Below are 21,393 nucleotides of genomic sequence, written 5' to 3'. Positions count from 1 at the left end.
GACGGTCGGCGAGCCGAGAGAAGGGCCCCCAGACGTGGACGAATTGATCAGAGTGGCCGTCGGCCCGGTGGAGCGCGGCCCCGCCGTGAGCGCGGTCGGCGCCGGGACGAACCACTTCTCCGCGCCCGAGGTGAGGGAGGCCGCCACGGACACGGTCGGCAAAGGCCGCGCCCGCCCGGTGCTCCCGCCGACGCGAGTGACCGGCAATGCCAGGGGCGTGCCGGTGCTCGCGCCGTCCGCTGCCCATGTCCTCGACGTGAGCGGGGCGGCCACGCCGCGGCCGGTCCGGCCCACCGGGGAGCAAGCCCTCGCCACGCACCGCGGCCATGGGGGTACGGCATGACGGCCGCCGCCGAGCGCAGCGCGGTACTGCCGCCCGAGCGCTCCCAGCGGCTCAGACGGCGCCTGGAGCGGCTGATCGGGGTGGCCGCGACCGAAGGAAACGAGCTCGTGCCGCTGCGCAACGGGGACCGGATATTCCCCGCCATGCTGGAGGCGATCAAGGGCGCCCGGTACACCATCGACATGATGACCTTCGTCTACTGGCGCGGTGAGATCGCGCACGAGTTCGCCGGCGCCCTCGCCGACCGGGCCCGCGCGGGCGTGCGGGTGCGACTGCTGCTGGACGGGTTCGGGGCCAAGGAGATCGAGCGGGAGCTGCTGGAGCGGATGGGCGCCGCCGGGGTACAGGTGGCCTGGTTCCGCAGGCCGCTGTGGCTGTCGCCGCTGAAGCAGAACCACCGCTGCCATCGCAAGGCGCTCGTCGTGGACGAGCACACCGCTTTCACCGGCGGCGTCGGCATCGCCGAGGAGTGGTGCGGCGACGCCCGCCATCCGGGTGAGTGGCGCGACACCCACGTCCGTCTGCGCGGTCCCGCCGTCGACGGCGTCGCCGCCGCCTTCGCGCAGAACTGGGCGGAGTGCTGCGACGACCTGTACGACGAGCGCGACCGCTTCGCCGAACACGAGCAGCACGGCACCAGCGTCGTCCAGGTCGTGCGCGGCTCCGCGAGCCTGGGCTGGCAGGACATGCAGACCCTGCTGCGCGTCGTGCTCACGTCCGCCGAGCGCCGCTTCCGCCTGGCCACCGCCTATTTCGCGCCCGACACCTACTTCGTCGGCCTGCTGTGCGCGACCGCCCGGCGCGGAGTGGACGTCGAGATCCTGCTTCCGGGCCCGCACACCGACCAACGGGCCTGCCGACTGGCCGGTCAGGGCCACTACGCCCGTCTCCTCGACGCCGGAGTGAGGATTTTCGAGTACCAGCCGACCATGATGCATGCCAAGATCATTACGGTGGACGGGATCGCCTCGCTCATCGGCTCCACCAACTTCAACCGGCGTTCCATGGACCACGACGAGGAAGTCATGCTCGCCGTCCTCGACGAGGAGTTCACCGCCACCCTCGACCACGACTATGACGACGACCTGACCAGCGCCGCCCCGGTCGACCCGGGCCGCTGGCGTCGTCGCGCGGCCGTGCAACGACTGCGCGAGACCGCCGTCGTGCCCGTACGCCGCTTCCTGTGACGGGTTGCGCGGTCCCTTGGCCGGCTTCGGGCCTTCGTGGCGGGTCGGGAACCAGCGGGGCGGTGATGCGCTCGGCGTAGGCGCGCACCTCGGGCAGGTAGCGCGACAGCGTGTTGCCACGGACAGTCGACGTACCACTGGGCTCGCGCCAACCGGTCACGCCGTGTACCGGATCCTGCCCCTGCACCCACGTAGCAGCTACCTGCCCGGCCTCCGGGCGTAGACCGTGGGTGCGACGTCTTCGGCTCTCCGATCCGGCGAACGCCAGCGGTCGAGTGCCATGCGCAGGGCCGCGTCCGCCTTGTGGCCCTGCGGAGCATCACCGGGGGCGCGGGTCGACTCGCCCGACCCGAAATGAAGAACAACCCTGGCCGGCCGGAGTTCCACGAACCGGAGGGTAGTCCTCGGCCTGACTCCGCCACCGCGTCATCGCTGTCGTGGGTCGAACCGCGCAGTCCGCCTCCGTCCGGCACTGCCCCGTCACCTGCCTGGCGCCGTCGTACCGTCAGTTCCGCGCACTGTTCCTGCCAGTGGCTCGTTGGGACACGCGAGACACCGATCGGCTCCGGCCCGCTGACCACTGCGGCAGACGGTAAGGGCCCGGTGTCCCGAAGCCGGGATGCCGGTCCCTTACCGGGGCGCGCGATCAGGCGGGGCGGATGTTCTCAGCCTGCGGCCCCTTCTGGCCCTGCGTGACGTCGAACTCGACCTTCTGGCCCTCCTGCAGCTCGCGGTATCCCTGGCTGGCGATGTTGGAGTAGTGGGCGAAGACGTCGGGGCCGCCGCCCTCCTGCTCGATGAAGCCGAAGCCCTTCTCGCTGTTGAACCACTTCACTGTGCCCTTGGCCATGACTGTCCCCTTTCCGGGAAACCGGGCACGCACTCTGCGCGACCGGGAGGTGATCGCCCTGGTCCGGAGAGGCGCTGCACAGCAAGAACGCCCGTGAGGCGATCACGGGCGAACGGAACTTCGGAACCACGACTGCTGATCACAACGCTATAACGGCATGACGGAAGCCGCTAGCGAAGACGGGCCAGCCGGGCCGAGTTCGATGGGGCACCACACCGGCTTCCTGCATGGCGGGCGGGGGCGGCGGGCGCTTCGGGGACACCGCCATCTGTCTGCCCGGCGAAGGAAGCCGCCTCGGGGCCAAGGCTTCCGCGTAGCCGGATGGCGTCCGATGTGTGGCTGAGCGAGGCCAACTTCGACAGGAGCAAGAACCTTCGCGTGCACGCCAGGCCATGGGAGGGGGCGGCGGTACCCCGCCATGGTGCGAGACCGCCGCCCCATCCCTCCCAGCCCTTGCTTCATCTATCGAAACTCGATAGATTCCCATCGCAAGTCGATGGAAGGATGGGCCATGGGAAAGCTGACAGTGAGTGCGCTGCGCGCCGTGCTCGTGGTCATGCTCGCCGGCACCGTGTTCGTACAAGCCGGGATGGTGTGGGCGCTGGTCACCAGGAGCGATCCGGAGGACGGGTCGCTTCCGCTGACCCCGCTGCGCGTGATCACGATCCTGGGCATGGTCTCGGTCCAGGTCGCCGTGGTCTGCGTATGGCGGCTGGTGGCGATGGTGCGACGCGGAACCGTGTTCTCCCACGCCGCCTTCCGGTACGTGGACGGCGTGATCGGCGCGATCGTGGCGGCTGCCCTCGTGTGGTTCGCGGTCACGGCCGTCAATGCGCCGGGTCAGCGGGACGACCCGGGCGTCACCCTCATCATGGGCGGGGTAGGCGTGGCCGTCCTGGGGGTCGCGCTCATCGTGCTTGTGCTGCGGATGCTGCTCGCCCAGGCTGTCGCGACCGCGTGCGCGGTGCTGGCCGGAGCGACCTCCCTGCTGGCGGTGGGTGAGTGGATCACCGACGCCCCGCCGTCCGTCCTGGATCGCCTTGGCGTACGACCCGATCCGCTGTCCCCAAAGCGGTGCGTGCCAGCGGAGGCGACGGTGCGGCGGCTGCTGGCCCGCATCGACGGCGACGCGTTGGCTCCGCACCCCGCGCCATGGCGACCTGGCGCAACCTCGCCATCGGCGCCCTTCGCCTCGCCGTGAAGAGCAGCATCGCCGCCGGCCTCCGGCGCAACGCCCGCGACGCCAGTCGACCGCTCGCCCTCCTCGGACCCACGTGATCACGAAACGGACGTCACACGACTACGCCGAAGCCCTGGCCTCGGGGCCCTCTCAGCCCACTTGCTCCTGAGCACCGAGGGCGCCCGAGTCTCGACTACTGCGAGTGCACCAGTGCCGAGGCCCGCCGGGAGGCAGCGAACGCCGGAAAACACGACAGGATGCACGAGATCTTCTCCAGCACCGGGCGAACGGTTCGGCCACGGAAAGTGGTGTGGTACCGCTTTCACCACTCCCTGTCCCCGATCGCCGGCGTGATCCGATCGTGCCGAGGCACCCACTGCGGGTGCCCCGCTCCGCCGGGAAAAGGAGATCGCACAGGCAAGGGATCACCTGTCCCGCTCTCCGGGTACCGTCGCGAACTCGCGGCCGAAACCGTGGGGGGACCGGGTGACATGGCGGCGGTGCACCCCGCCCGCGACGCGCGCACGGGCATGCGCACGTCGCGGGGTACTGCACGGGACGCGCGAATGGATAGCGCGAGTGCCGGTGAAGCGGTCAGATCGCGGGACTCATCGACTCAGCCGCCGCTCTTGCGCCTGAACGACCGCTGGCTCGCAGCCGGGCCATGCGCCGAACGCACCTTCGACGCATCGGACTTGGCGGCGGTATCAGCGGCGTCCGCCTGCGCACCGCGCTTGCGCGCCAGGGCTTCACGGAACTTCCGCTTGAGGTCGTAGTTGCCGTCGCTGTCCGGCGCCAAAGGGGACGTCTCCGGGGCAGCCGGCTCCGAACCTTCCGTAGATACGGGCTCTGCGGTCATGGTGACCTCCTGGGTTCGGGGATGGGCAAGCACAGCTTGTCATGCCGAGCGCAGTGCGAGGCCCCGACGACGTCGTCCTGCTGCGTTTCGGCGGGCATCCCTCTCGCGGCCGAAGGCGTTGACTTCGTAGGTGAGGCGCACAGGACGGCTTCGGGCCGGACCGTGGGTTGTCGATCCCGTGGCCAGGCTGCCAGGGGGGCTCTCAGCCGTTGCGACGCACGAGGGCGGCCCTGCGGGCCTCGGCGAGTTTGCGGGCCTCGCCGGCCTTTCGGGACGTGCCGCGGGCGCCGCGGGAGGTGCCCTTGCTGGTGCCGAGGCCGCGGAAGGGGGCGTTGGTGTTCTTGGGCCGGGGGACGGCGGGCCCGCCGTCGAGCGGGATCCCGGAGGGAGTCCTGGCGCCGGTGATCCGGCTCAGCTCCGCCTCGCCCGAGCACACCTTGGTGACGGTCGGCTCGATGCCGGCCCCGGCCATCATGCGGCTCGTCTCGCGGCGCTGGCCCGCCAGTACGAGCGTGACCACGCTGCCGGACCCACCAGCGCGGGCGGTGCGGCCCGCCCGGTGCACATAGTCCTTGGCATCGGTGGGCGGGTCGACATTGACCACGAGATCGAGGTCGTCGACGTGCAGGCCACGGGCCGCGACATTGGTCGCCACCAGAACGGTGATCTGGCCGTTCTTGAACTGCGCCAGGGTCCGTGTGCGCTGTGGCTGGGACTTGCCGCTGTGCAGGGCCCCGGCGTGCACCCCGCTGGCCCGCAGATGCCGGGTGAGCTGGTCGACGGCATGCTTGGTGTCGAGGAACAGCAGTACGCGGCCGTCGCGGGCGGCGATTTCCGTGGTGACGGCGTAGCGGTCAGGGCCGTGGACGACCAGCACGTGGTGCTCCATCGTCGTGACCGTGCCCGCGGCCGGGTCGACCGAGTGGACGACGGGGTCGTGGAGGTAGCGGCGGACCAGTTGATCGACGTCGCGATCGAGAGTGGCCGAGAAGAGCATCCGCTGACCGTCGGGGTGCACCTGGTCGAGCACGTCGGCAACCTGCGGCAGGAATCCCAAGTCGCACATCTGATCGGCCTCGTCCAGCGCGGTGATTCTCACCCGTCCCAGGCGGCAGGCGTTGCGCTCGATCAGGTCGTGCAGGCGTCCGGGGGTGGCGACGACCACCTCGGCTCCCTGGCGCAGCGCGGTGACCTGCCGGCCGATCGACGTTCCGCCGACGACCGTGGCGATCCGCAGCCGCAGTGCCTGGGCGTACGGCGCCAGCGCCTGGGTGACCTGTTGGGCCAACTCCCGGGTAGGCACCAGGATCAGAGCAAGGGGCTGCTTCGGTTCCGCGCGCCGCCCGGCCGTCCGTACGAGCAGCGGCAGGCCGAAAGCGAGCGTCTTGCCTGATCCGGTGCGCCCGCGTCCCAGGATGTCGCGCCCCTCGAGGGCATCGGGCAGTGTGGCGGCCTGGATCGGAAAGGGGTCGCGCACCCCGAGTTCGCTCAGTGTCCGCAGCACCTCCGTCGGCAGTTCCAGGCCGGCGAAGGTGACGGCCGGGGGTGACGCCGGGGTCGTTGCCTCGAGCTGGGCGGGACTGCCGTGCACGATGCCGGAGTCATTGGGATGCTTCATGAAGAGCCTTCCGCAAGGGAACGTACCGAGGAAGGCCCGGCAGGTATGAACAGCCCCCGCACAAGCCGAGCGGAACCGGCAGAATCGCCCACCGCGACGACCACGCAAACGCGTGAGACTAACACATGGCATAACTTTGCCCAGCGCAGTGGTCTGACCTCCAGCGCGTTGCGGTTCTACGCCGACTCCGGGCTGCTGCCCCCTGCCGGACGTCGACCCGATCTCGGGCCACCGCTACTACAGCGCTGACCAGGTGGCCCGGGCGACCGTGCTGCGCCAGTTCCGTGAGATTGCCTGCCCCGCGCTGGTGTCGAGGCGGTACTGGGTTCCGGGGCTGCCGAGGTATCCCGGCTCGCGTCACTGGGCGAGGTCACCACCCGAGTGACGGTCTAGGAACTGCTCCTGCGAGCCCTGGAAGAACACCCCGGCGAGCGCATCGCGCTGCACCGCAGTGACGGTCACGGTACCGCTGTCGGTCCCCACCACGACGCCGCCGGCGTCGACGTAGCTCACCGAGACCAGCTGTACGCCCGAGCCGACGGCCGTGAACGTCGCAGGGCCGGCGACTCCGGCCACCACCGGCAGTGTCTGGGGGTGGCGCCGTCGTAGGCGAAGACGGCCGAGGTGGCCCCGGCGGGCGCGCCGGTGACGATGGCCACGAAGGTCGAGCAAGCCGCCACCGTTGAGGGAATGATGGTTACTGCCATGAGAGCAGCCCCTTTTGCGGAGAGTCGGGTGTGGGCTGCCGCATACGGCCGCACGCCTTGCTGGCGCGGTTCAGGCATTCACCTGTCGGGCGCCCATGCGTGTGGACAACGATCCAGCGATCGCCGTCTGACACCACGACAGAGGATGGGCACCCACAGTCGGTTACTCCAATTACAGTCACACAAGCCAAATCCCGACCATATGCAGGAATCGGATTAACTCGAACGGTCTAACATTCGCCCTATCAAATACCACACTGAACACAGCAAAAACACCGTGATCAGAAAGCACATGACCGGCAGCATCCCCCTCATGTCACGTAGGTCCCTCGGGTGGTTGGTTGCGGTGAACCTTTACCGGTGACTGGCCTGATCTGTCTTCCGGGCACCGGCAGTGGCAGACCGATGCCTGTCTTCCTCCCAGGGAGGAGATTGGCCGGTCACCGGGTCCGAACCGAGGTGCGGTGGCGGATGTGCGCTGCTCACGCGGTGCCGGACCCCAGCCACCTGCCGCAAGCGCGGCGGGCACCAGGCCGGCTGCCAGCCGCGAACCCATCGTTCGACCTCGGCTGCTTTCTCCGATTCCGTAGGAGTCGCGCATCCTTGGGCGAACGGCTGAGTGCGCGTGTCGGAGAGCAGATCGAGTGCGACGCTGGACCAGGAGCGTTTTCCCATCCTCCCAGTCTTGAAGGACGTTTTCTTCCGGCGGGCAGGAGGAAATCGCTGCACTGAATTGGGCATGCAGTGGGGCGATTCCCGGCGCCAACGGCACCACGATCACGGCCGAGTCGTCACACGACCATGAACAGCCCGCCGACCAGAGGCCCGTGCGCCCCCCTGGGACAGGTGTCGTCTCAGACACCTCCAGACCTCCCGCGTGGTGACGTGCTGGGTGGATGGCACCGGCCTGCTCGGGCGGTCTGAACCGTGATGGCGCCGGATCGCCGGCAAGCCGACCCGTCACCCGATCAGTGGCCACGCTGAAAAGCTCAGTGAACATCGCCCGGAGATTGTGTGAGCAAAGGCGCGCCACCGAGACCGCGGCGTGCCCGTACAGCCGGGCGTCCGCCCTGGTCGCAGGGGTCGGGCGGCCCCGACCCCGCTGAAGCACCGGGTGGGGGCTCGATTGCCTGTGCGAAGTTACTTGCTCATACCGGTCTATGCTGGCGCCGGGCTGCGCAGGGTGTCGGCCGATTGCCTTTCCGTCCAGCAGTTTTGACAGGAGCGGGGCGCGCCACCGCTCGTAGAGACGTTCGTACAGGGACACGCGAAATTGATCAGGCACTTGTTGGGCAGACGAAAGATCGCGAACCAGAAGAAGGGCGCGCTCGCCGGCCTCTCGGTGCCGCAGAGTGCGGGCCTCCTCAGCTTCCGCGTCATCGACCCGGTCGGTGAGCCCCTGGGACAGGCGCAGTACACGCTGAACGACAGCCAGGGGCGCAAGGTCGTCGCAGGGGAGACGGACCCGTACGGCTGGGGCGTCGTCGTGGTCCCCGTCGGCGAGTACCGCATGTCGGTCTCGGCGGACGGCTTCGCCGCGCACCTGGGACACGCGTCCGTGCGAGAGGGGGGTGCGCCCGTTGCGCTCGGCGACCTCACCCTGCATGCCGCGCCCACGCTGCCCCTGCCCGAACCGGGCGAGTGGGAGATCGAGGCCGCGCACACCCGAATAGGCTTCACCGCCCGCCACATCGGTCTCGGCCGCGTGTACGGCGGCTTCGGCAACTTTGCCGGGGCCATCAGGGTCGGCAGCACCATGGAGCACACCGCGATGCACGTCGTCATCGACGCGGCATCGATCGACACCAACGTCAAGATGCGTGACAACCACCTGCGGTCCGGGGACTTCCTCGATGTGGAGAACTTCCCGACCCTGGAGTTCTACAGCGACCGCTTCGTGCACCGCGGCGGCCAGAACTGGGTGATCACGGGCGGTCTCACCCTCCATGGGGTGACCCGCACGGTGACCCTCGACGCGCAGTACAACGGCGTGCGGGTGGGCATGGAGGGCGAGACCCGCGCCGCCATCCACGCCACGACCGAACTGCACCGCGAGGACTACGACATCAACTGGCAGACCATGCTGGCGCGCAACATCGCCGTGGTCGGCTCGAACATCAAGGTCGACCTGGACATCCAGGTCGTCCCCAAGGGCACCGAGCTGCAATTCAAGTAACGCAGAGGTGAACGCTCACCCTCCCCTCGCCGTGGAGGAGGTCACCGTCACCGTGTTCGGAACCGCGTTCTCACACATCGACGCTCTGACGACCTCGTTGGGGAACCGGTAACGACTGCTGTGGTCGGCAAGACCGGAGCACCGTGCCCGATGCCCTGGCCCACCCAGGCAGGTTGCGGTAGCCATGGTGCTCCAGACTTTGGCGTGTCGCATGAGACATCAACTCGGCGCTCGGTGCACCTTTCGGTGACGAGCCAGGATCACGGGTGGAAGCCCGCAGGGACTGTGCGTTTACCGACTCCCCGAGCGGCCCAGGAGGGTGGGACGTGGAGACATCCCACCCCGGCTGGGTCTCATCGGATGTGCTTCGCCGGCTTGGTGGCGGCGTTGAGCAGGTACTCCAGCGGGCCGCGGCGGAAGAAGCGGGACCAGATCGCGGCGAACAGGATGGCTCCGAGGACGAACATGAGCAGCGGTACCCAGGATTGCTGGGTGTCGGTCCCGGCGGGCACGGACAGCGCTGACTGTGCGACGAAGTGGCCGACGTAGGCCGTCAGGGACATGGTGCCCACGGCGATCACGGGTTTGGCCAGGCGGCGCAGTCGCGGCAGGCGGTCCATCGCCACCGTCGCGCCAATGATCACGAGGATCGCGACGCCCACAGCCACACGGCGGGGTGGCACCCACCAGTCGGCAGGGACATCACAACCTTCTGCCGGATACCCCACGACCGGCCCGGTCTCCAGCCTGAGCGGCATGACACATCACCCGGACTCCCCGCCGACCGACGCACCGTCCCCCGCGGGCGAGCGCAGTGAGCCCTCGACGGGCGCGCCCGGCGTGGGCCGGATGATCGGGCTGGACCTGGCCCGCGGCCTGGCCGTCTTCGGCATGTACGCGGTCCACGTGGGGGCCGCCCCGAGCCAGGGCGGTGTCATCGGCTTCCTGATGGAGTTGGCGCAAGGCCGCTCCTCCGCCCTGTTCGCCGTGCTGGCCGGCTTCGCGGTCGCCCTCATCACCGGGCGCCGCACACCGAAGACCGGCCTGGCCGGCCGTCAGGCCGTCGCCAAGGTCGTCATCCGGGCCGTGATCCTGTTGGCCCTGGGCACGGCCCTGACCATGACCGGCACCCCGGTCGTGCCGGTCCTCGCCTTCTACGGGCTGTTCTTCCTGCTCGTGCTGCCGCTGTACAGGCTGAGCGCCAAGCCGCTGGCACTGATCGCCGCAGCATGGGCCCTGGTGGGCCCCCACTGCTGTACGCGGTGAAGCCGTTGGTCGGCGGCCGCGCGTTCCCCACCATCGGTCACGCCGACGGCATCGTCTCGCTGCTCTTCACCGGCGGCTATCCGGCCCTGACCTGGGTCCCGTTCGTCCTCGCCGGCATGGCCGTCGCCCGCCTCGACCTGGCCGCCACCGCCGTACGCATACGCCTCGCGCTCACCGGCGTCGCCCTCGCCGTCACCGGTTACGGCGGCTCCTGGCTGGCGCTGCGTTTCGTGCCCGGTGCCGCCCAAGCCGTCCGGGAAGCCGCAGGGCGAGCAGGCATGTCGTCCGTGCCGTCCGCACCGCCCGGCAGCGACGGCGTCTTCGGCGACACCCCCGCAGGGATGCTGGTCGCCTCCCCGCACAGCGAGGCGACGCTGTCCATCGTGGGCAACACCGGCGTGGCGATCCTGGTGATCACCGCGTGCCTGGCCGCCATGGACACCTTCCCCCGGCTGCGCCGGCTGTCGGGGCCGTCAGCGCCGACAGGGACGGGGTGGGCAGCCACCGGGCTCGTGTCAGCTCGCGGATCTGGCCGACGCCACCGCCCTGACCAGTACCTTCTCCGACGCCCTGCACTGGAGTGCTCACGCGGGGCGGCCCCGATGACGTTCCACGGACCTGACCGACTACACCACTTCGCGGGACCATCCATGGGCGCACGCGTCCCGGTGCGGACGGAGTTCTGTGGCGGGCCTGCCGGCCGCCACTTGGCGGGGAAACCTCCGCCAGTCGGGGGATGGGGCCGGACGGTCGGCAGCAGCAAGACTGGCGGAAGTCGGGTGCTGGAGACTGCCCCGGCCCCGTGGGGGCCTGGGGAGGTCCCGGGGCGGCCGAGGCATCCCCCGCGCATCGGCCGCCCCGTCCCATGACGTTGTGCATGGCATTGGCGCCGGTCACCGCACTCGCGGCGACGGGCTCCACTGCGTTTCGGGCCTTGGCTCTTGCTTCCACGGGCCACTGCTGTGCCTGACGCCAGGTTCGGCCATGGGCCGACCCGGCCCCGCGGCGTGGCTTGGATCAGGTGGTCCGACTAGGGGGTGTTTTGCTCCCCGTCGATCACGCATTGCCCGCCTCGGCGTTCTCGCTGCCGGGGCCGCTCTCCTATTTTCCTGCCTCCCAGGTTGCGTGAGTGCAAAGCCAAACTCGGCGGCTAGTGGCACCGTAGGCCCCGGACCTGAAATCGGGCGGGGTTGCGCCGCGTGCGGCTGACGGCCCCGAGGGTGCGGGCAGAGCGGACGCCCTTCAAGTGCTCGATTGCCTGGCGCCAGGGCGCGTACGCGTGCTCGATACGAACGCGCTTCACGGCGACGATGGTCGCGCTGGAGCATTCGTCTGGTTCATTTCGCCGATCATCCGCCACAGGCGCAGCGCCCGGCTTCGGTGTTGGCGCGCCATGTGGTGGAGGCCGGCGGCGGCGTCCAGGTCGCCGATCAGTTGCCAGCATGTGGCCTCGTCCTGGCGGTCGCCGTGCCGGTGGAACAGGCCCGCCGCGCGCTCCAACGCCGCGCTCGCCTGGTCCCGGTCGTCTTGACCGGCGTGCACGCGGCCGACTTCCAGCAGCGTGTACGCGGCGCACCGCTCGTCGGCCAGTTCCTCGAAGGTGGCCAGCGCCTGCCCCAGGCAGCGCAGCGCCTCGTCCGGATCACCGCGCCGATCGTGCAACCGGCTGAACCGCCGCAGCACCACAGCCACGCGGTGCTCGTCATCAAGGTCTCTGGCCAGGCGCAAGGCTCCGGTGAACCAGGACTCCGCCTCTTCGAGTTGACCCTGCATGAGTCGCATCACGGCCATGGAGCAGGACAGCTGCGCCTCGATGTGCCGGTCGCCTTCACCGACCGCGATGGCCAGCGCTCGCTCCACACGTTCGAGTGCTTCGTCGTCACGTCCCTGCACCCGGCTGACCGTACTGAGCGTCGCCACCGACAACGCCTCGCCGAGCTTGTCCCCACCGTCCCGGCACAGCTCGATGGAGGACTCCAGGGCGCGGGTGGCTCGGTCGAACTCGTCTTGGTAGATGTGCAGCTGGCCAAGTCCGCGTAGCAGCACCGATGCCCCGCGCGCGTTGCCGGCGGCCTCGGCCGCGTCCAACGCGAGTCGGTGCCCGTGCTGCCAGTCCTGATAGAGACACCGGTGGTCGTAGTAGGTCGCCGTGCCAGCCGCCAGCTCCCAGGCCAACTCGTCCAGGCCCCAGTCCACGGCCAGTTTCACGGCGCCGAGCAGGTTGTCGCGCTCCGCGTCGAACCAGCCGAACGGATCGGCCATGAGCCGGTCCACGAGCGCCTCGGGCAGTGACCGGCGCGGCGCCGAACCGGGCGCGGCGGCCAGCAGCCCGCCCGGCAACCGGTCGGTGCCGCGCCTGACCAGATCGAGCCAGACGGAGAGCACCCGGATGATCGCGTCCCGCTTGTCCTCCGCCGGCAGCGGGGCGGCGATCTCCACGGCACAGGTCCTGATCAGGTCGTGCAGCCGGTAGCGCGGCTGGCCGATGGCATCGGTGGCGGTCAGCCGCACCAGGCTGGCGTCGACGAGGGTTTCCAGCACCTCCTCGCCGTCCGAGCGGTCCAGCAGCGGGCCGACCACCCAGCCGGGCAGGGTGTAGGCGCCGAGCAGACCCAGCAGGCTCAGCGCGCGTACCGCGTCGGCCGGCAGCAGCCGTAGGCTCAGTTCGACGCTGGCTCGCACACTGAGGTCCCCGATCCTCAGCTCGGCCAGCCGCCGGGACTCATCCTCGATCCGTTCCCGCAGCACCCGCAGCGACCAAGCCGGACGGCCCGTGAGCTTGCCGCTGGCGATCCGGATCGCCAGCGGCAGGTTGCCGCAGCAGTCGAGGATCGCGTCGGCCTCCCCCGGTTCCCGCTCGACCCGCCGCCGCCCGACAATGCCCGTGAACAACTCCCGCGCCTCGGCCGGGCTCAGTACGTCCAGGTCGATGTGCCGAGCGCCGGGAAGTTGCGTCAGCAGAGTGCGGCTGGTGATCAACACGGCACAGCCCTCGGCGCCGGGCAGCAAGGGCAGCACCTGATTGGCGTGACCGGCATCGTCCAGCACCACCAGCATGTGACGGTCCACCAGCAACGATCGGTAGAGCGCGGCTCGTTCGGCCAGGCCGTTCGGGATCGCGCTGCCGGCGATCGAGAGCGCACGCAGTGCTTCGGCCAGCATCAGCCCCGGGTCCCGTGGCTCGTCCGATGTTGCCGCGAGGTTGAGGTAGAGCTGGCCGTCGGGGAAGTTGGCGCTCGCCAGCCGCGCAGCGTGCGTCACCAGGCAGGACTTGCCGACACCGGGGCCGCCCACGATGACGGCCACGGGGGCCCGGTTCGGCACCGACCCGTCGAGCAGTCCGGCGATCTCGGCCAGTGCCTCGGCCCGGCCCACGAAGTCGGGCACGTCGAGGGGAAGTTGACGCACCGGCAACGCCATTGCCGACCCGGGGGCCGCCGGGGCAGGACTCTCCGGTGGCGTGGCCGAGGGGGCAATTGCTGGGATCGTAACCGTCAGGGCGGGATCTGCGGTCAGGATGCGCTGATGCAGCGCCTGCAGCGGCGGGGTGGGGTCGACGCCAAGTTCGTCGGCCAGTGTCCGGCGCAGCCGCTCGTACACCTGCAGCGCCTCGCCCTGCCTTCGACACCGGTAGAGGGCGACCATCAGGTGTTCGGCGACCTGCTCGTCGTAGGGGTGCTCGCGGAGCAGATCGGTCAGTTCATCGATGACCTCTCGATGACGCCCCAGGTCGAGTTCGATGGCCAGGCACTGTTTGTGCGTGGCCGCGCGTTTCTCGTTCAGCCGTGCCGCATCCATCTCCAGGGCTTGGCTGGGAGTGTCGACCAAGGCGCTTCCGCGCCAGCAGGCGAGCGCCCGCCGCAGCGCCACTGCTGTCTCCAACGGGGCCGTGTGCTGTTCGGCAAGATGTCGCTGGTGGTCGAACTCCAGTAGGTCGAGCTGATCTTGAGCCAGGTGGATCTCGTAGCCGCCGCGTCGCGTGCTGATCAGGGTGCCGGGTGCTCCGCAGGCGACGAGGTTGCGGCGCAGCCCGGAGACAGCGTCCTGGACCTGGCGGACCGCAGTGGCGGGCTCGTTCGTGTCCCACATCACGGCGACGAGCCGTTCCATGGCGACGATGTTGTTGGCGTCGATCAGAAGTGCTGCCAGCATCTTGGCCTGCCGGGGCCCGTTCAGCAGGACCGTGCGCCCGGCGATCTGGGCGTGCAACGGCCCCAGTAAGCCGAATCTCATGCTCCCCCTGGTACGTGACGATGAGCGCCCATCCCCCTGGCTGACCTCGCCCTAGGACGAATCTAGGACGGCCGACGGATCGGTGTCCATAGCGTCTTCGCAGCACGGCTCACCGAAGACGCGTGGGCAGGCAATGGGTGCGGAGGGTGCCTTCGCCCGGTACCTCGGCAGCATCCGGGCCGGTATGCCGGGATCAGAAGCAGCCTCCCCGCTTCGCAGGGTGGCCCGGCCGGCGAACTCCGCCGCGCCCGCGGCCGCACACGCACCGCCGCACAGTCCGCACGCACCACTGCACGGCTCCATACGCACCGCCGCACCACTTCCGATCGGCGAAACGATAGAAGGAGCACTGATCGATGATGCTTCGCAAGTGGAAGACCTTCGGCGCACTGGCAGTCGCAGGTTGCTGCGCCACGATCGGCCTCACCACGGGCACCGCTGAGGCGCAGACGGTGATAACGACCAGCAACGTCATGGGCGACCCCCTCCCGTACAACGACTCCGGCAGAACCGGCCAATACCAGTTCGTGGCGAACAATTGGGACAGCCGCTACCAGCGCTACCAGCAGTCGTTCGTCTGGGTGTCCGGGCAGGACGGCGGCAAGGACAGGGCTCACTGCCTCCGGGGCAACGGCGGTGGAAACTGGTACGAGTCCTCGATCGTCGCGCGCAACGGTACGAACTCCTCGCACTACGACTGCACCAACAACGGCACCTACAACCAGGGTTTCGACCAGGTGGGCGTCAATCTGAGCAACTGGTGACAGGCGCCTGAGCAGGCGGCGGAAGCCCTGGTGCGCCCCCGTTCGGAGCGCACCAGGGCACGCCAGTGGAAGGAGGAGGCCCGGACGATGCTGGGCAAACACAAGACGCTTGCCGTCGCGCTGACCGTGATCATTGCCGCGATGGTCGCGGCGGGGTTCGCGTATTTCCCGTCCGACGACCGTCAGACGGCCCGGGCGACGGCCAACACCCGCCGTTTCGTGCTGATCCTGGCAGGTGCTTCCGGCCAGTCGGAGTCGGAAGAATTCGACCTTGAGGTTGCCGCTCGCACGGAGGCCCTGACATCCACATGCATGAAGTCGCACGGCTTCCGGTACCTGCCCAAGGACCCGCACAGCGTGGTCGATGTCGAGGACGCAACAGACTTTTCGAGCCTCGACTACGCACGCAAGCACGGGTTCGGAATATCCCTGTTCCCCCACTTCACCCCTGAAGCCCCGGCAGCCAAGAGCTACCTGAAGACCCTTTCCGCTGCTTCCCTCAAGGCTTACGATGCGGCCCTTCCGGGATGCGTCGACAGCTCACAGCGCACGACCGAAAAGGAATACGGAATCCCGGAGGCGAACTCCGAGTGGGCCCGGGTGGACGGTGAGGTGCAACACGACGGACGTTACCGATCGGCACTTGAGACGTGGAGATCCTGTGCGGCGGCGGCCGGCCATCCGGCGCAATCCCGTCTCGCGCTCATCGCGGACCTGCGCAAGGAATACACGTCCGTTATGGCCGGGATTCAGAAGGGGGACCAAATGCTATCCCAGGACCAGTTGGCGGCACTGGCCACTCAGAATCCTACGTGGCGGAAGTTCCATCAATCGGAACTCAATGCCGCCGCGGCGACATTTCACTGCTCGCAAGCCGCCGATCGGAAATATGTGTCCATATTCCTCCAGTACCTGAACCGGAACAGTTGAGGGCGGCGCGCCAGAGATCTTCAATGGTGCGGGTTGCATCGGGCCGTGACGGTTGTCGTGGTCCGCGCCGTGCCGGGAGGATGAGGTATCCCGATAGCGGTGGATCGACGGCTGAGGAACGGGCTCGGCCTGAGCAAGTCCGGCTCGCGGCTGCCGACCTGATCGAGTGCGGGGCCAGTGACCGGCAGGTGGCCCGACGGTTCAGGGTGACCCGGATGTCGGCGAACCGCCGGCGGCGGGCGTTGGCTTCGGGCGGCCGGCATGGCCCTTGCCTCCAACGGTCCGGCGGCGCCCGCTGCAAGCTCGACCCGCGACAACTCCGCCTGCTGGAGACGGTGCTGGATGCTGGCCCTGCAGCATTCGGCCGGCCTGACCGGCGCTGGACGCCGGCGCGGATCGCTGGCGTCGTGCGTCGCCGGTTCGGCGTCGAGTACACCCTGGCCGGGACGGACCTGCCGCTGCACCGCATCGGCTGGAGCGTGCAGGTCCCTTCCCGCAAGGCCACCGAGCGGGACGAGGCGAAGATCGCCGCCACCACTGCCCCTGCGCGAGCGGAGCACCACAGCGGCTCGACCACGTGATGGCGAAGGCGGTCAGAGGCGGCGACGCCCCCACCGTCGCCGCCAAGGCGATCGTCGCGGCAGCGACCGATGCGAAGCCGAAGCCGCGCTATACCGCCGGTCCTCTGGCCGGACGCGCTCGGGTTCTGCGCCGCTTCACCCCCGCTGGGGTCTTCGACAAGCGGATCCGCAAGATGAACCAGCTGGCCGGCTGACGCACAAATTTCCCCGTCCACGCTGCTCAAACGGCTGCGGTCGGGGTCGCAGAAGCGCCACCTCGCCGGCGCCCCGATGAGGACGGCGGGTGACGGTGGCGACGAACAGGGTCGAGTCGTTCAACCGGATCTCGCAGGCCATCGCCGAGATCGTCCGCCAGATGCTTCAAGGGGCTGGACGATCACACCGGAGGAACCCCGTGAGGACCTGGCCAAGACGTACTTTGACGCTGCGAGACGTGCGAGCGCTTCCGGTGGGGACCGGCCCGGGAAGTCAGGTCGTGCGGCGACTGGAGCAGCCGCCGCGTCCAACGCGGTGTGCACGGCCGTAGCCCCCGAGCCCGGCGCCAGGAGTAGTGCGCGGGAGAGCCGCCACTTGACCGGATGGTGCCTCCGTTTTACTGTGGAAGCCGTACGGAGGTAGCCTCCGTTTTACGGTAGTGCCAGGAGGGCGTTATGAGTGCCGGTGGACAGCAGGGGCGCAAGCCTCGCGCGGACGTCCAGCGCAACCGTGCCGCCCTCCTGGAAGCGGCGCAGCGGCACTTCCTGAAGTACGGGGTCGGCACCTCTCTGGAAGCGGTGGCCAAGGAGGCGGGCGTCGGACCCGGCACCTTGTACCGGCACTTCCCCACCCGGGAAGCGCTGCTGGCGGCCGTGCTGCAGACGCGCTCCGAGGAACTGGTGGCCCGCCAGGAGGAGATCGCGCGGCTCGCCGACGCCGACGAGGCGCTGGAGCAGTGGCTGCGCGCGCTGGAGGAGTACTTCAGCGCGTTCAGCGGACTGCCAGAGCCGCTCATGGCCGCGGCCAGGGCGCAGGATCCGGACAACCCGCTCACGCTCCCCTGCGACACCGTCATCTCCGCGACGGAGGAGTATGTGCAGGCCGCTCAACGGACGGGGTCCGTCCGCGAGTCGGTGAAGGGGTACGACCTGTTCCTCGCGGCCATCTCCGTCGCCTGGCTCAAGGGTGCCGGTGCCGCGGAGGAGGAGTCGCTGGACCGCGTTCGCGCGCTCATCGCCGCCGGCTACCGCGAACGGGACACCCAGGCGTAGGGCCCCCCGCTGCCGATCACCGGGCGCCCGGAAAGCTCCGGGCGGTGTCCGACGTCTCCACCACGCAGTGATCACTTTGCACCCCCTCCATCTCTGGGAGTGGTGCAACCTATTGAAGGACAAATCATGAGAATTACTGTCATCGGCGCTGGTGCGATCGGCGGCAATCTCGCCCGCAAGCTCCGCGAAGCCGGTCACGACGTCCAGGTGGCCGACGCCCGCGGGCCCGAGGCCGTCGCGCCCGCCCTGCTGGAGACCGGCGCCCGTGCCGTGGCACTCGAGGACGCCGTCGAGGACAGGGACGCCGTGATCCTGGCCATTCCCTTCGGAGTGGCGGGACAACTGGCCGACCTGTTCGCCTCCGTCGCCGCCGAGACGGTGGTCATCGACACCTCCAACTACTACCCGCACCTGGGCGGGCGGATCGAGGCGGTGGAGGACGGTGTGGTGGAGAGCGTGTACACCTCTGAGCTCCTTGGGCGCCCCGTGGTCAAGGCGTGGAACGCCGGCCTGGCCGAAACCCAGCGAACGAAGGGTGTCCCCGCGGGCACCCCGGGCCGCATCGCCCTCCCGGTCGCCGGCGATTCCGAGGAAGCCAAGCGCGTGGCCATGCGCCTGGTGGACGACACCGGCTTCGACCCCTACGACGCGGGAGCACTGGCCGACTCCTGGCGTCAGCAGCCCATGGGCCCCGCCTACTGCACCGAGCTGACCCTGGATGAGCTTCCGGCGGCCCTGGCCGCGGCCGATCGCGTCAAGGACGCGGCCGTCCGGGACAGCATGGCCGAACGCTTCGCCGCCCTCGGCGCCAATCCCACCCTGGAGGACGTCGTCGAGATGAACCGCGCCGCCCACCGGTGACGACGCCTGCCGTCGGCCGCGGCGCACACCCCGCACGAGAGGTCCCCCTACCGCTCCTCCCGCACGGAGCGCATCACGGCCGGTTCGGCATGCCAGCGCCCCGCTTGCTCGCCCTGATCTCGACACACAAGGAGCGCGGCCCCCAGCGGCTCTGCATGCCGGCCACCGTGCAGGCGAAGCCGGGTGCCCTGCGAACCGGCACACCGCGTCATTCCGAAGAAACGCGGAACTCGAATTCGGCACGGTCCCACGGCACGGCGGGCGGGTTCGCGAGCGCGGTCCCGGTCCGCACCGCACCGGCGCGGTGGTAGAAGTCCTCGGCGGGAGGATGCGAAACGACCTTGACACGGTCGAGCCCGGCGGCACGGGCCTCGGACTGCATGTGCGCGACGAGCAGCCGTCCAATACCCCGTCCTTGCGCGTCGTCGGCGACGAACAGCAGGTCGAGCTCCGGTGGAGCGAGGACGAGCGAGTAGAACCCGAGGACCCGGCCTCCATGCTCGTCGGCGCCGACGGCCACAAAGGTGCGGTGGGCCTCGATGTAATCAGGCCCGACCCGGTAGCCCGCGACTGCGGCTGCGTACTTGCCCGCGTAGGCGTCTGAGCCGCGCACGAGCCGTGTGAGCCGTTTGGCATCCCGCGCAACGGCCCTTCGTATCACGATGGGCCGGCTGCTCCGGGAGTTGCGTGAACTCATCGGGAGAGTATTTCGCACCAGGGCGTGCCGTCGTACGGCGGGTCGGCCGCTGGGGGCAGCATTCCGGCTGGGCAGTATTCCTGCACCGCTCTCGGGAACCGCCTGCCCAGGCCCCGATCGCCCCAGTCACTGCCGCCGCATCGGCCGCCCGCCGACGGCGACTTGGACGCCAGGCCAGGAGACGCTGAACTCTGCACCAGTAAAGGGATGCGATGCGACCTGGTCGATTGCATCAGGTTCCCGGGCCGTGTTGCGCATCGGCCGTACAACGCGTGCCGTCGCCGTGTCCTTGCTTCCGGTGGCTCCCACCAACTGCATCGACTCCCCCAGACCAGCACCTCCTGACCCGGCATTACGCGCTCATCTCGGGCTGGCCTGGACACCCACAGAAGACTGCAAGAGGAGAACCCCAGCCGGTGCGCGGCTGGGGTCCTCGAGGCGGTGAGTATCGATCAGCGGGGCGGGTCAGCGCTGCAGGGTGAGGAGGCCCGGCCGCCACGGCAGTTGGTCGTAGGGGCCGTTCGCGGAGGGGGACTTCCCCTGGTAGAGGAACTGCAGGTTGCAGGGGTCGATGGTCATGGTCTGGTCGGGGTTGTTTCGGACCAGGTCACCGTGGCTGATGTCGTTGGTCCAGTTGGCACCGCTGTTGGCCTTGCCCGCGAAGGGGTTGCTCTCGCTGGCGGCCTGCGGGGTCCACGAACCGCTCAGGCTGGAGGCCGTGAACGAGCGGAAGTAGCGCTGCTCGTTCGCACCCCGAGCCTCGACGATCATGAGGTACTGGTTCTGGCCCTGGACCTTGTAGACCTGCGGCGCCTCGAACAGGTTTTTCACCGAGTCGCTCATGACCGTCGTGTACGACGAGCCGAAGTTGCCCGGGAAGTTCCCGATCGGCATGCTCGCCCGGTAGATCTTGCCGTTGTCACCGGCGAAGAACAGGTACATGTTCTGGCCGTCGGCGATCAGGGTCTGGTCGATCGGAGCGGCGCCGGGGATGCTGCCGGTGAACAGCGGCTGCGGCGCGGACCAGCCGTTGGGGTTGGTGGGGTCGCTCGACGTGCGGTAGATGAAGGGCCACGCACCCCACTGGTAGGCCAGCACCCAGATGTTCTTGGGTGCGAAGTAGAAGAGCGTGGGCGCCACGGCGGACTGGCTCATCCCGGTCTGACCGGCCGACGCCATGTCCGACCAGTTCGTGAAGGGGCTGAAACTCATCGAGCCGTAGGAGGATCCCGACACGTTCGACGCGTAGACCAGGTGCTTGCCGTTGTACACCACGTTGGTGAAGTCCTTCAGCGAAACCCACCCGTTCTTCGGCTGCGCCAACGCACCCGTCGATGTCCACCGGTACGTCGACGGAAGGGAACACGTGCCGCCCCCCGGCGGGGTCGACCCGGACAGGCCGGTCCACTTCTGGTTGCCGCCGCCGTTGCACGTCCAGATCTGCACCGCCGTGCCGTTGGCCGTACCGGCGCCCGTGACGTCCAGGCACAGCCCGGACTCCACTCCGACGATCGTGCCGTCGGAGTTCACCCGCCACTGCTGGTTCGCACCGCCGCTACAGGTCCAGATCTGCACCCGGGTACCCGCAGCGGTGGCGTGGCCGGGGACATCCAGGCACTTGTTGCCGTACACGGTCAGCTGGTTGCTGTCCGTCAGCGTCCACTGCTGGTTGGTCCCGCCCGAGCAGTCCCGGATCTGCAGGTACGTGCCGTCGGTCTGATCGGCGTTCGGCACGTCGAGACACCGGCCGGAACCGACGCCGCGCAAAGCGCCGTTGGTGGCCGCCTGAGCCGGGTTGGCGACGAGCGTCGCCGCCAGCACGACCAGGGCCGCAACCGCGGTGGCGAGCACCGCGGGCACATGTCCGCGGCTGAGACTTCGTCTGCGCATGGGG

Annotated in this window: 19 protein-coding genes and 3 pseudogenes; 14 read left to right on the top strand and 8 right to left on the bottom strand. The window is 69.2% G+C overall.

Translation table 11 applies throughout. The annotated features are described in order from the left end of the window. The first annotated feature begins 34 nt into the window (after positions 1-34). Positions 35-343 carry a hypothetical protein gene (locus tag ACFYZQ_RS15825; protein WP_389147076.1) on the top strand — a complete coding sequence of 103 codons (309 nt, stop codon included), beginning with the start codon at positions 35-37 and terminating at the stop codon, positions 341-343. Beyond that, on the top strand, positions 340-1,530 hold the full coding sequence (locus ACFYZQ_RS15820) for a phosphatidylserine/phosphatidylglycerophosphate/cardiolipin synthase family protein (RefSeq protein ID WP_389147073.1): 1,191 nt from the start codon (positions 340-342) through the stop codon (positions 1,528-1,530). The genes ACFYZQ_RS15825 and ACFYZQ_RS15820 overlap by 4 nt, the downstream gene beginning before the upstream one ends. A gap of 646 nt (positions 1,531-2,176) precedes the next feature. On the opposite strand, the gene ACFYZQ_RS15815 is transcribed toward ACFYZQ_RS15820, so the two are convergent. Next, positions 2,177-2,380 carry a cold-shock protein gene (locus tag ACFYZQ_RS15815; protein ID WP_014670069.1) on the bottom strand — a complete coding sequence of 68 codons (204 nt, stop codon included), beginning with the start codon at positions 2,378-2,380 and terminating at the stop codon, positions 2,177-2,179. Between the two features lie 511 nt (positions 2,381-2,891). Here ACFYZQ_RS15815 and ACFYZQ_RS15810 point away from each other — a divergent pair. Together ACFYZQ_RS15810 and ACFYZQ_RS15805 are read left to right on the top strand one after the other, a co-directional pair. Further along, positions 2,892-3,332: pseudogene (locus tag ACFYZQ_RS15810) on the top strand (DUF2975 domain-containing protein); the annotation flags it as partial. After that, complete coding sequence (locus ACFYZQ_RS15805; protein ID WP_389147405.1) at positions 3,309-3,581, top strand: transposase family protein; 273 nt, start codon at positions 3,309-3,311, stop codon at positions 3,579-3,581. The pseudogene ACFYZQ_RS15810 and the gene ACFYZQ_RS15805, both read left to right, overlap by 24 nt. 595 nt (positions 3,582-4,176) lie before the next feature. Here ACFYZQ_RS15805 and ACFYZQ_RS15800 read toward each other — a convergent pair. After that, positions 4,177-4,419, bottom strand: coding sequence for a DUF5302 domain-containing protein (locus ACFYZQ_RS15800; RefSeq protein ID WP_389147070.1), 243 nt, complete (start codon positions 4,417-4,419; stop codon positions 4,177-4,179). Between the two features lie 202 nt (positions 4,420-4,621). Beyond that, on the bottom strand, positions 4,622-6,037 hold the full coding sequence (locus ACFYZQ_RS15795; protein WP_389147067.1) for a DEAD/DEAH box helicase: 1,416 nt from the start codon (positions 6,035-6,037) through the stop codon (positions 4,622-4,624). 135 nt (positions 6,038-6,172) lie between these two features. On the opposite strand from ACFYZQ_RS15795, the pseudogene ACFYZQ_RS15790 reads away from it, so the two are divergent. Next, positions 6,173-6,391: pseudogene (locus ACFYZQ_RS15790) on the top strand (MerR family transcriptional regulator); the annotation flags it as partial. Between the two features lie 3 nt (positions 6,392-6,394). On the opposite strand, the gene ACFYZQ_RS15785 reads toward ACFYZQ_RS15790, so the two are convergent. Then, on the bottom strand, positions 6,395-6,613 hold the full coding sequence (locus ACFYZQ_RS15785) for a hypothetical protein (protein ID WP_389147064.1): 219 nt from the start codon (positions 6,611-6,613) through the stop codon (positions 6,395-6,397). 1,419 nt (positions 6,614-8,032) lie between these two features. Here ACFYZQ_RS15785 and ACFYZQ_RS15780 point away from each other — a divergent pair. Next, a complete protein-coding gene (locus ACFYZQ_RS15780) occupies positions 8,033-8,920 on the top strand; it encodes a YceI family protein (RefSeq protein WP_389147402.1) in 888 nt (295 codons plus the stop codon). A gap of 353 nt (positions 8,921-9,273) precedes the next feature. On the opposite strand, the pseudogene ACFYZQ_RS15775 reads toward ACFYZQ_RS15780, so the two are convergent. Further along, positions 9,274-9,585: pseudogene (locus ACFYZQ_RS15775) on the bottom strand (DUF418 domain-containing protein); the annotation flags it as partial. A gap of 91 nt (positions 9,586-9,676) precedes the next feature. Between ACFYZQ_RS15775 and ACFYZQ_RS15770 the strand changes: the two are divergent. Further along, entirely contained in the window at positions 9,677-10,186 is a 510-nt protein-coding gene (locus ACFYZQ_RS15770) for a heparan-alpha-glucosaminide N-acetyltransferase domain-containing protein (protein WP_389147061.1), read from the top strand. After that, positions 10,183-11,055 carry a hypothetical protein gene (locus tag ACFYZQ_RS15765; RefSeq protein WP_389147059.1) on the top strand — a complete coding sequence of 291 codons (873 nt, stop codon included), beginning with the start codon at positions 10,183-10,185 and terminating at the stop codon, positions 11,053-11,055. Before ACFYZQ_RS15770 ends, ACFYZQ_RS15765 begins: the two co-directional genes overlap by 4 nt. A gap of 430 nt (positions 11,056-11,485) precedes the next feature. Here ACFYZQ_RS15765 and ACFYZQ_RS15760 read toward each other — a convergent pair whose 3' ends face one another. Beyond that, positions 11,486-14,419, bottom strand: coding sequence for a BTAD domain-containing putative transcriptional regulator (locus tag ACFYZQ_RS15760; RefSeq protein WP_389147056.1), 2,934 nt, complete (start codon positions 14,417-14,419; stop codon positions 11,486-11,488). Positions 14,420-14,775: 356 nt separating this feature from the next. Here ACFYZQ_RS15760 and ACFYZQ_RS15755 point away from each other — a divergent pair, with 356 nt between their 5' ends. The 6 genes from ACFYZQ_RS15755 to ACFYZQ_RS15730 all read left to right on the top strand — a co-directional run bounded on the left by ACFYZQ_RS15755 (position 14,776) and on the right by ACFYZQ_RS15730 (position 18,802). Then, complete coding sequence (locus ACFYZQ_RS15755; protein ID WP_389147053.1) at positions 14,776-15,183, top strand: hypothetical protein; 408 nt, start codon at positions 14,776-14,778, stop codon at positions 15,181-15,183. 87 nt (positions 15,184-15,270) lie between these two features. Continuing rightward, the gene (locus ACFYZQ_RS15750; protein WP_389147050.1) at positions 15,271-16,113 is read left to right on the top strand and encodes a hypothetical protein; all 843 of its coding nucleotides are present in this window, start codon (positions 15,271-15,273) and stop codon (positions 16,111-16,113) included. Between the two features lie 23 nt (positions 16,114-16,136). Then, positions 16,137-16,694, top strand: a complete 558-nt coding sequence (locus ACFYZQ_RS15745) for a winged helix-turn-helix domain-containing protein (RefSeq protein WP_389147047.1) — start codon at positions 16,137-16,139, stop codon at positions 16,692-16,694. Then, positions 16,694-16,888, top strand: coding sequence for a hypothetical protein (locus ACFYZQ_RS15740; RefSeq protein WP_389147045.1), 195 nt, complete (start codon positions 16,694-16,696; stop codon positions 16,886-16,888). The genes ACFYZQ_RS15745 and ACFYZQ_RS15740 overlap by 1 nt, the downstream gene beginning before the upstream one ends. Before the next feature lie 456 nt (positions 16,889-17,344). Then, positions 17,345-17,941, top strand: coding sequence for a TetR/AcrR family transcriptional regulator (locus ACFYZQ_RS15735; RefSeq protein WP_389147042.1), 597 nt, complete (start codon positions 17,345-17,347; stop codon positions 17,939-17,941). 126 nt (positions 17,942-18,067) lie between these two features. Continuing rightward, on the top strand, positions 18,068-18,802 hold the full coding sequence (locus ACFYZQ_RS15730) for an NADPH-dependent F420 reductase (RefSeq protein ID WP_389147039.1): 735 nt from the start codon (positions 18,068-18,070) through the stop codon (positions 18,800-18,802). Positions 18,803-19,010: 208 nt separating this feature from the next. Here ACFYZQ_RS15730 and ACFYZQ_RS15725 read toward each other — a convergent pair whose 3' ends face one another. Together ACFYZQ_RS15725 and ACFYZQ_RS15720 are read right to left on the bottom strand one after the other, a co-directional pair. Next, positions 19,011-19,499 (bottom strand): GNAT family N-acetyltransferase, encoded by a 489-nt coding sequence (locus tag ACFYZQ_RS15725; protein WP_389147037.1) that lies wholly within the window; start codon positions 19,497-19,499, stop codon positions 19,011-19,013. Between the two features lie 465 nt (positions 19,500-19,964). Further along, the gene (locus ACFYZQ_RS15720) at positions 19,965-21,389 is read right to left on the bottom strand and encodes a non-reducing end alpha-L-arabinofuranosidase family hydrolase (protein ID WP_389147034.1); all 1,425 of its coding nucleotides are present in this window, start codon (positions 21,387-21,389) and stop codon (positions 19,965-19,967) included. Positions 21,390-21,393: the final 4 nt, after the last annotated feature.

The sequence above is a fragment of the Streptomyces sp. NPDC001843 genome, assembly GCF_042891955.1.
GTDB lineage: Bacteria > Actinomycetota > Actinomycetes > Streptomycetales > Streptomycetaceae > Streptomyces.
Note: the sequence above shows the minus strand (reverse complement) of the source record. Positions and strands in the feature narration are given on the sequence as shown.

What these genes read in the sequence shown, in the direction of transcription:
- ACFYZQ_RS15820 (WP_389147073.1), top strand. Translation starts at nt 340, where the DNA reads ATGACGGCCGCCGCCGAGCGCAGCGCGGTACTGCCGCCCGAGCGCTCC.
- ACFYZQ_RS15815 (WP_014670069.1), bottom strand. Translation starts at nt 2,380, where the DNA reads ATGGCCAAGGGCACAGTGAAGTGGTTCAACAGCGAGAAGGGCTTCGGC.
- ACFYZQ_RS15805 (WP_389147405.1), top strand. Translation starts at nt 3,309, where the DNA reads ATGCTGCTCGCCCAGGCTGTCGCGACCGCGTGCGCGGTGCTGGCCGGA.
- ACFYZQ_RS15800 (WP_389147070.1), bottom strand. Translation starts at nt 4,419, where the DNA reads ATGACCGCAGAGCCCGTATCTACGGAAGGTTCGGAGCCGGCTGCCCCG.
- ACFYZQ_RS15795 (WP_389147067.1), bottom strand. Translation starts at nt 6,037, where the DNA reads ATGAAGCATCCCAATGACTCCGGCATCGTGCACGGCAGTCCCGCCCAG.
- ACFYZQ_RS15770 (WP_389147061.1), top strand. Translation starts at nt 9,677, where the DNA reads ATGACACATCACCCGGACTCCCCGCCGACCGACGCACCGTCCCCCGCG.
- ACFYZQ_RS15760 (WP_389147056.1), bottom strand. Translation starts at nt 14,419, where the DNA reads ATGAGATTCGGCTTACTGGGGCCGTTGCACGCCCAGATCGCCGGGCGC.
- ACFYZQ_RS15755 (WP_389147053.1), top strand. Translation starts at nt 14,776, where the DNA reads ATGATGCTTCGCAAGTGGAAGACCTTCGGCGCACTGGCAGTCGCAGGT.
- ACFYZQ_RS15750 (WP_389147050.1), top strand. Translation starts at nt 15,271, where the DNA reads ATGCTGGGCAAACACAAGACGCTTGCCGTCGCGCTGACCGTGATCATT.
- ACFYZQ_RS15745 (WP_389147047.1), top strand. Translation starts at nt 16,137, where the DNA reads ATGGTGCGGGTTGCATCGGGCCGTGACGGTTGTCGTGGTCCGCGCCGT.
- ACFYZQ_RS15740 (WP_389147045.1), top strand. Translation starts at nt 16,694, where the DNA reads ATGGCGAAGGCGGTCAGAGGCGGCGACGCCCCCACCGTCGCCGCCAAG.
- ACFYZQ_RS15735 (WP_389147042.1), top strand. Translation starts at nt 17,345, where the DNA reads ATGAGTGCCGGTGGACAGCAGGGGCGCAAGCCTCGCGCGGACGTCCAG.
- ACFYZQ_RS15730 (WP_389147039.1), top strand. Translation starts at nt 18,068, where the DNA reads ATGAGAATTACTGTCATCGGCGCTGGTGCGATCGGCGGCAATCTCGCC.
- ACFYZQ_RS15725 (WP_389147037.1), bottom strand. Translation starts at nt 19,499, where the DNA reads ATGAGTTCACGCAACTCCCGGAGCAGCCGGCCCATCGTGATACGAAGG.
- ACFYZQ_RS15720 (WP_389147034.1), bottom strand. Translation starts at nt 21,389, where the DNA reads ATGCGCAGACGAAGTCTCAGCCGCGGACATGTGCCCGCGGTGCTCGCC.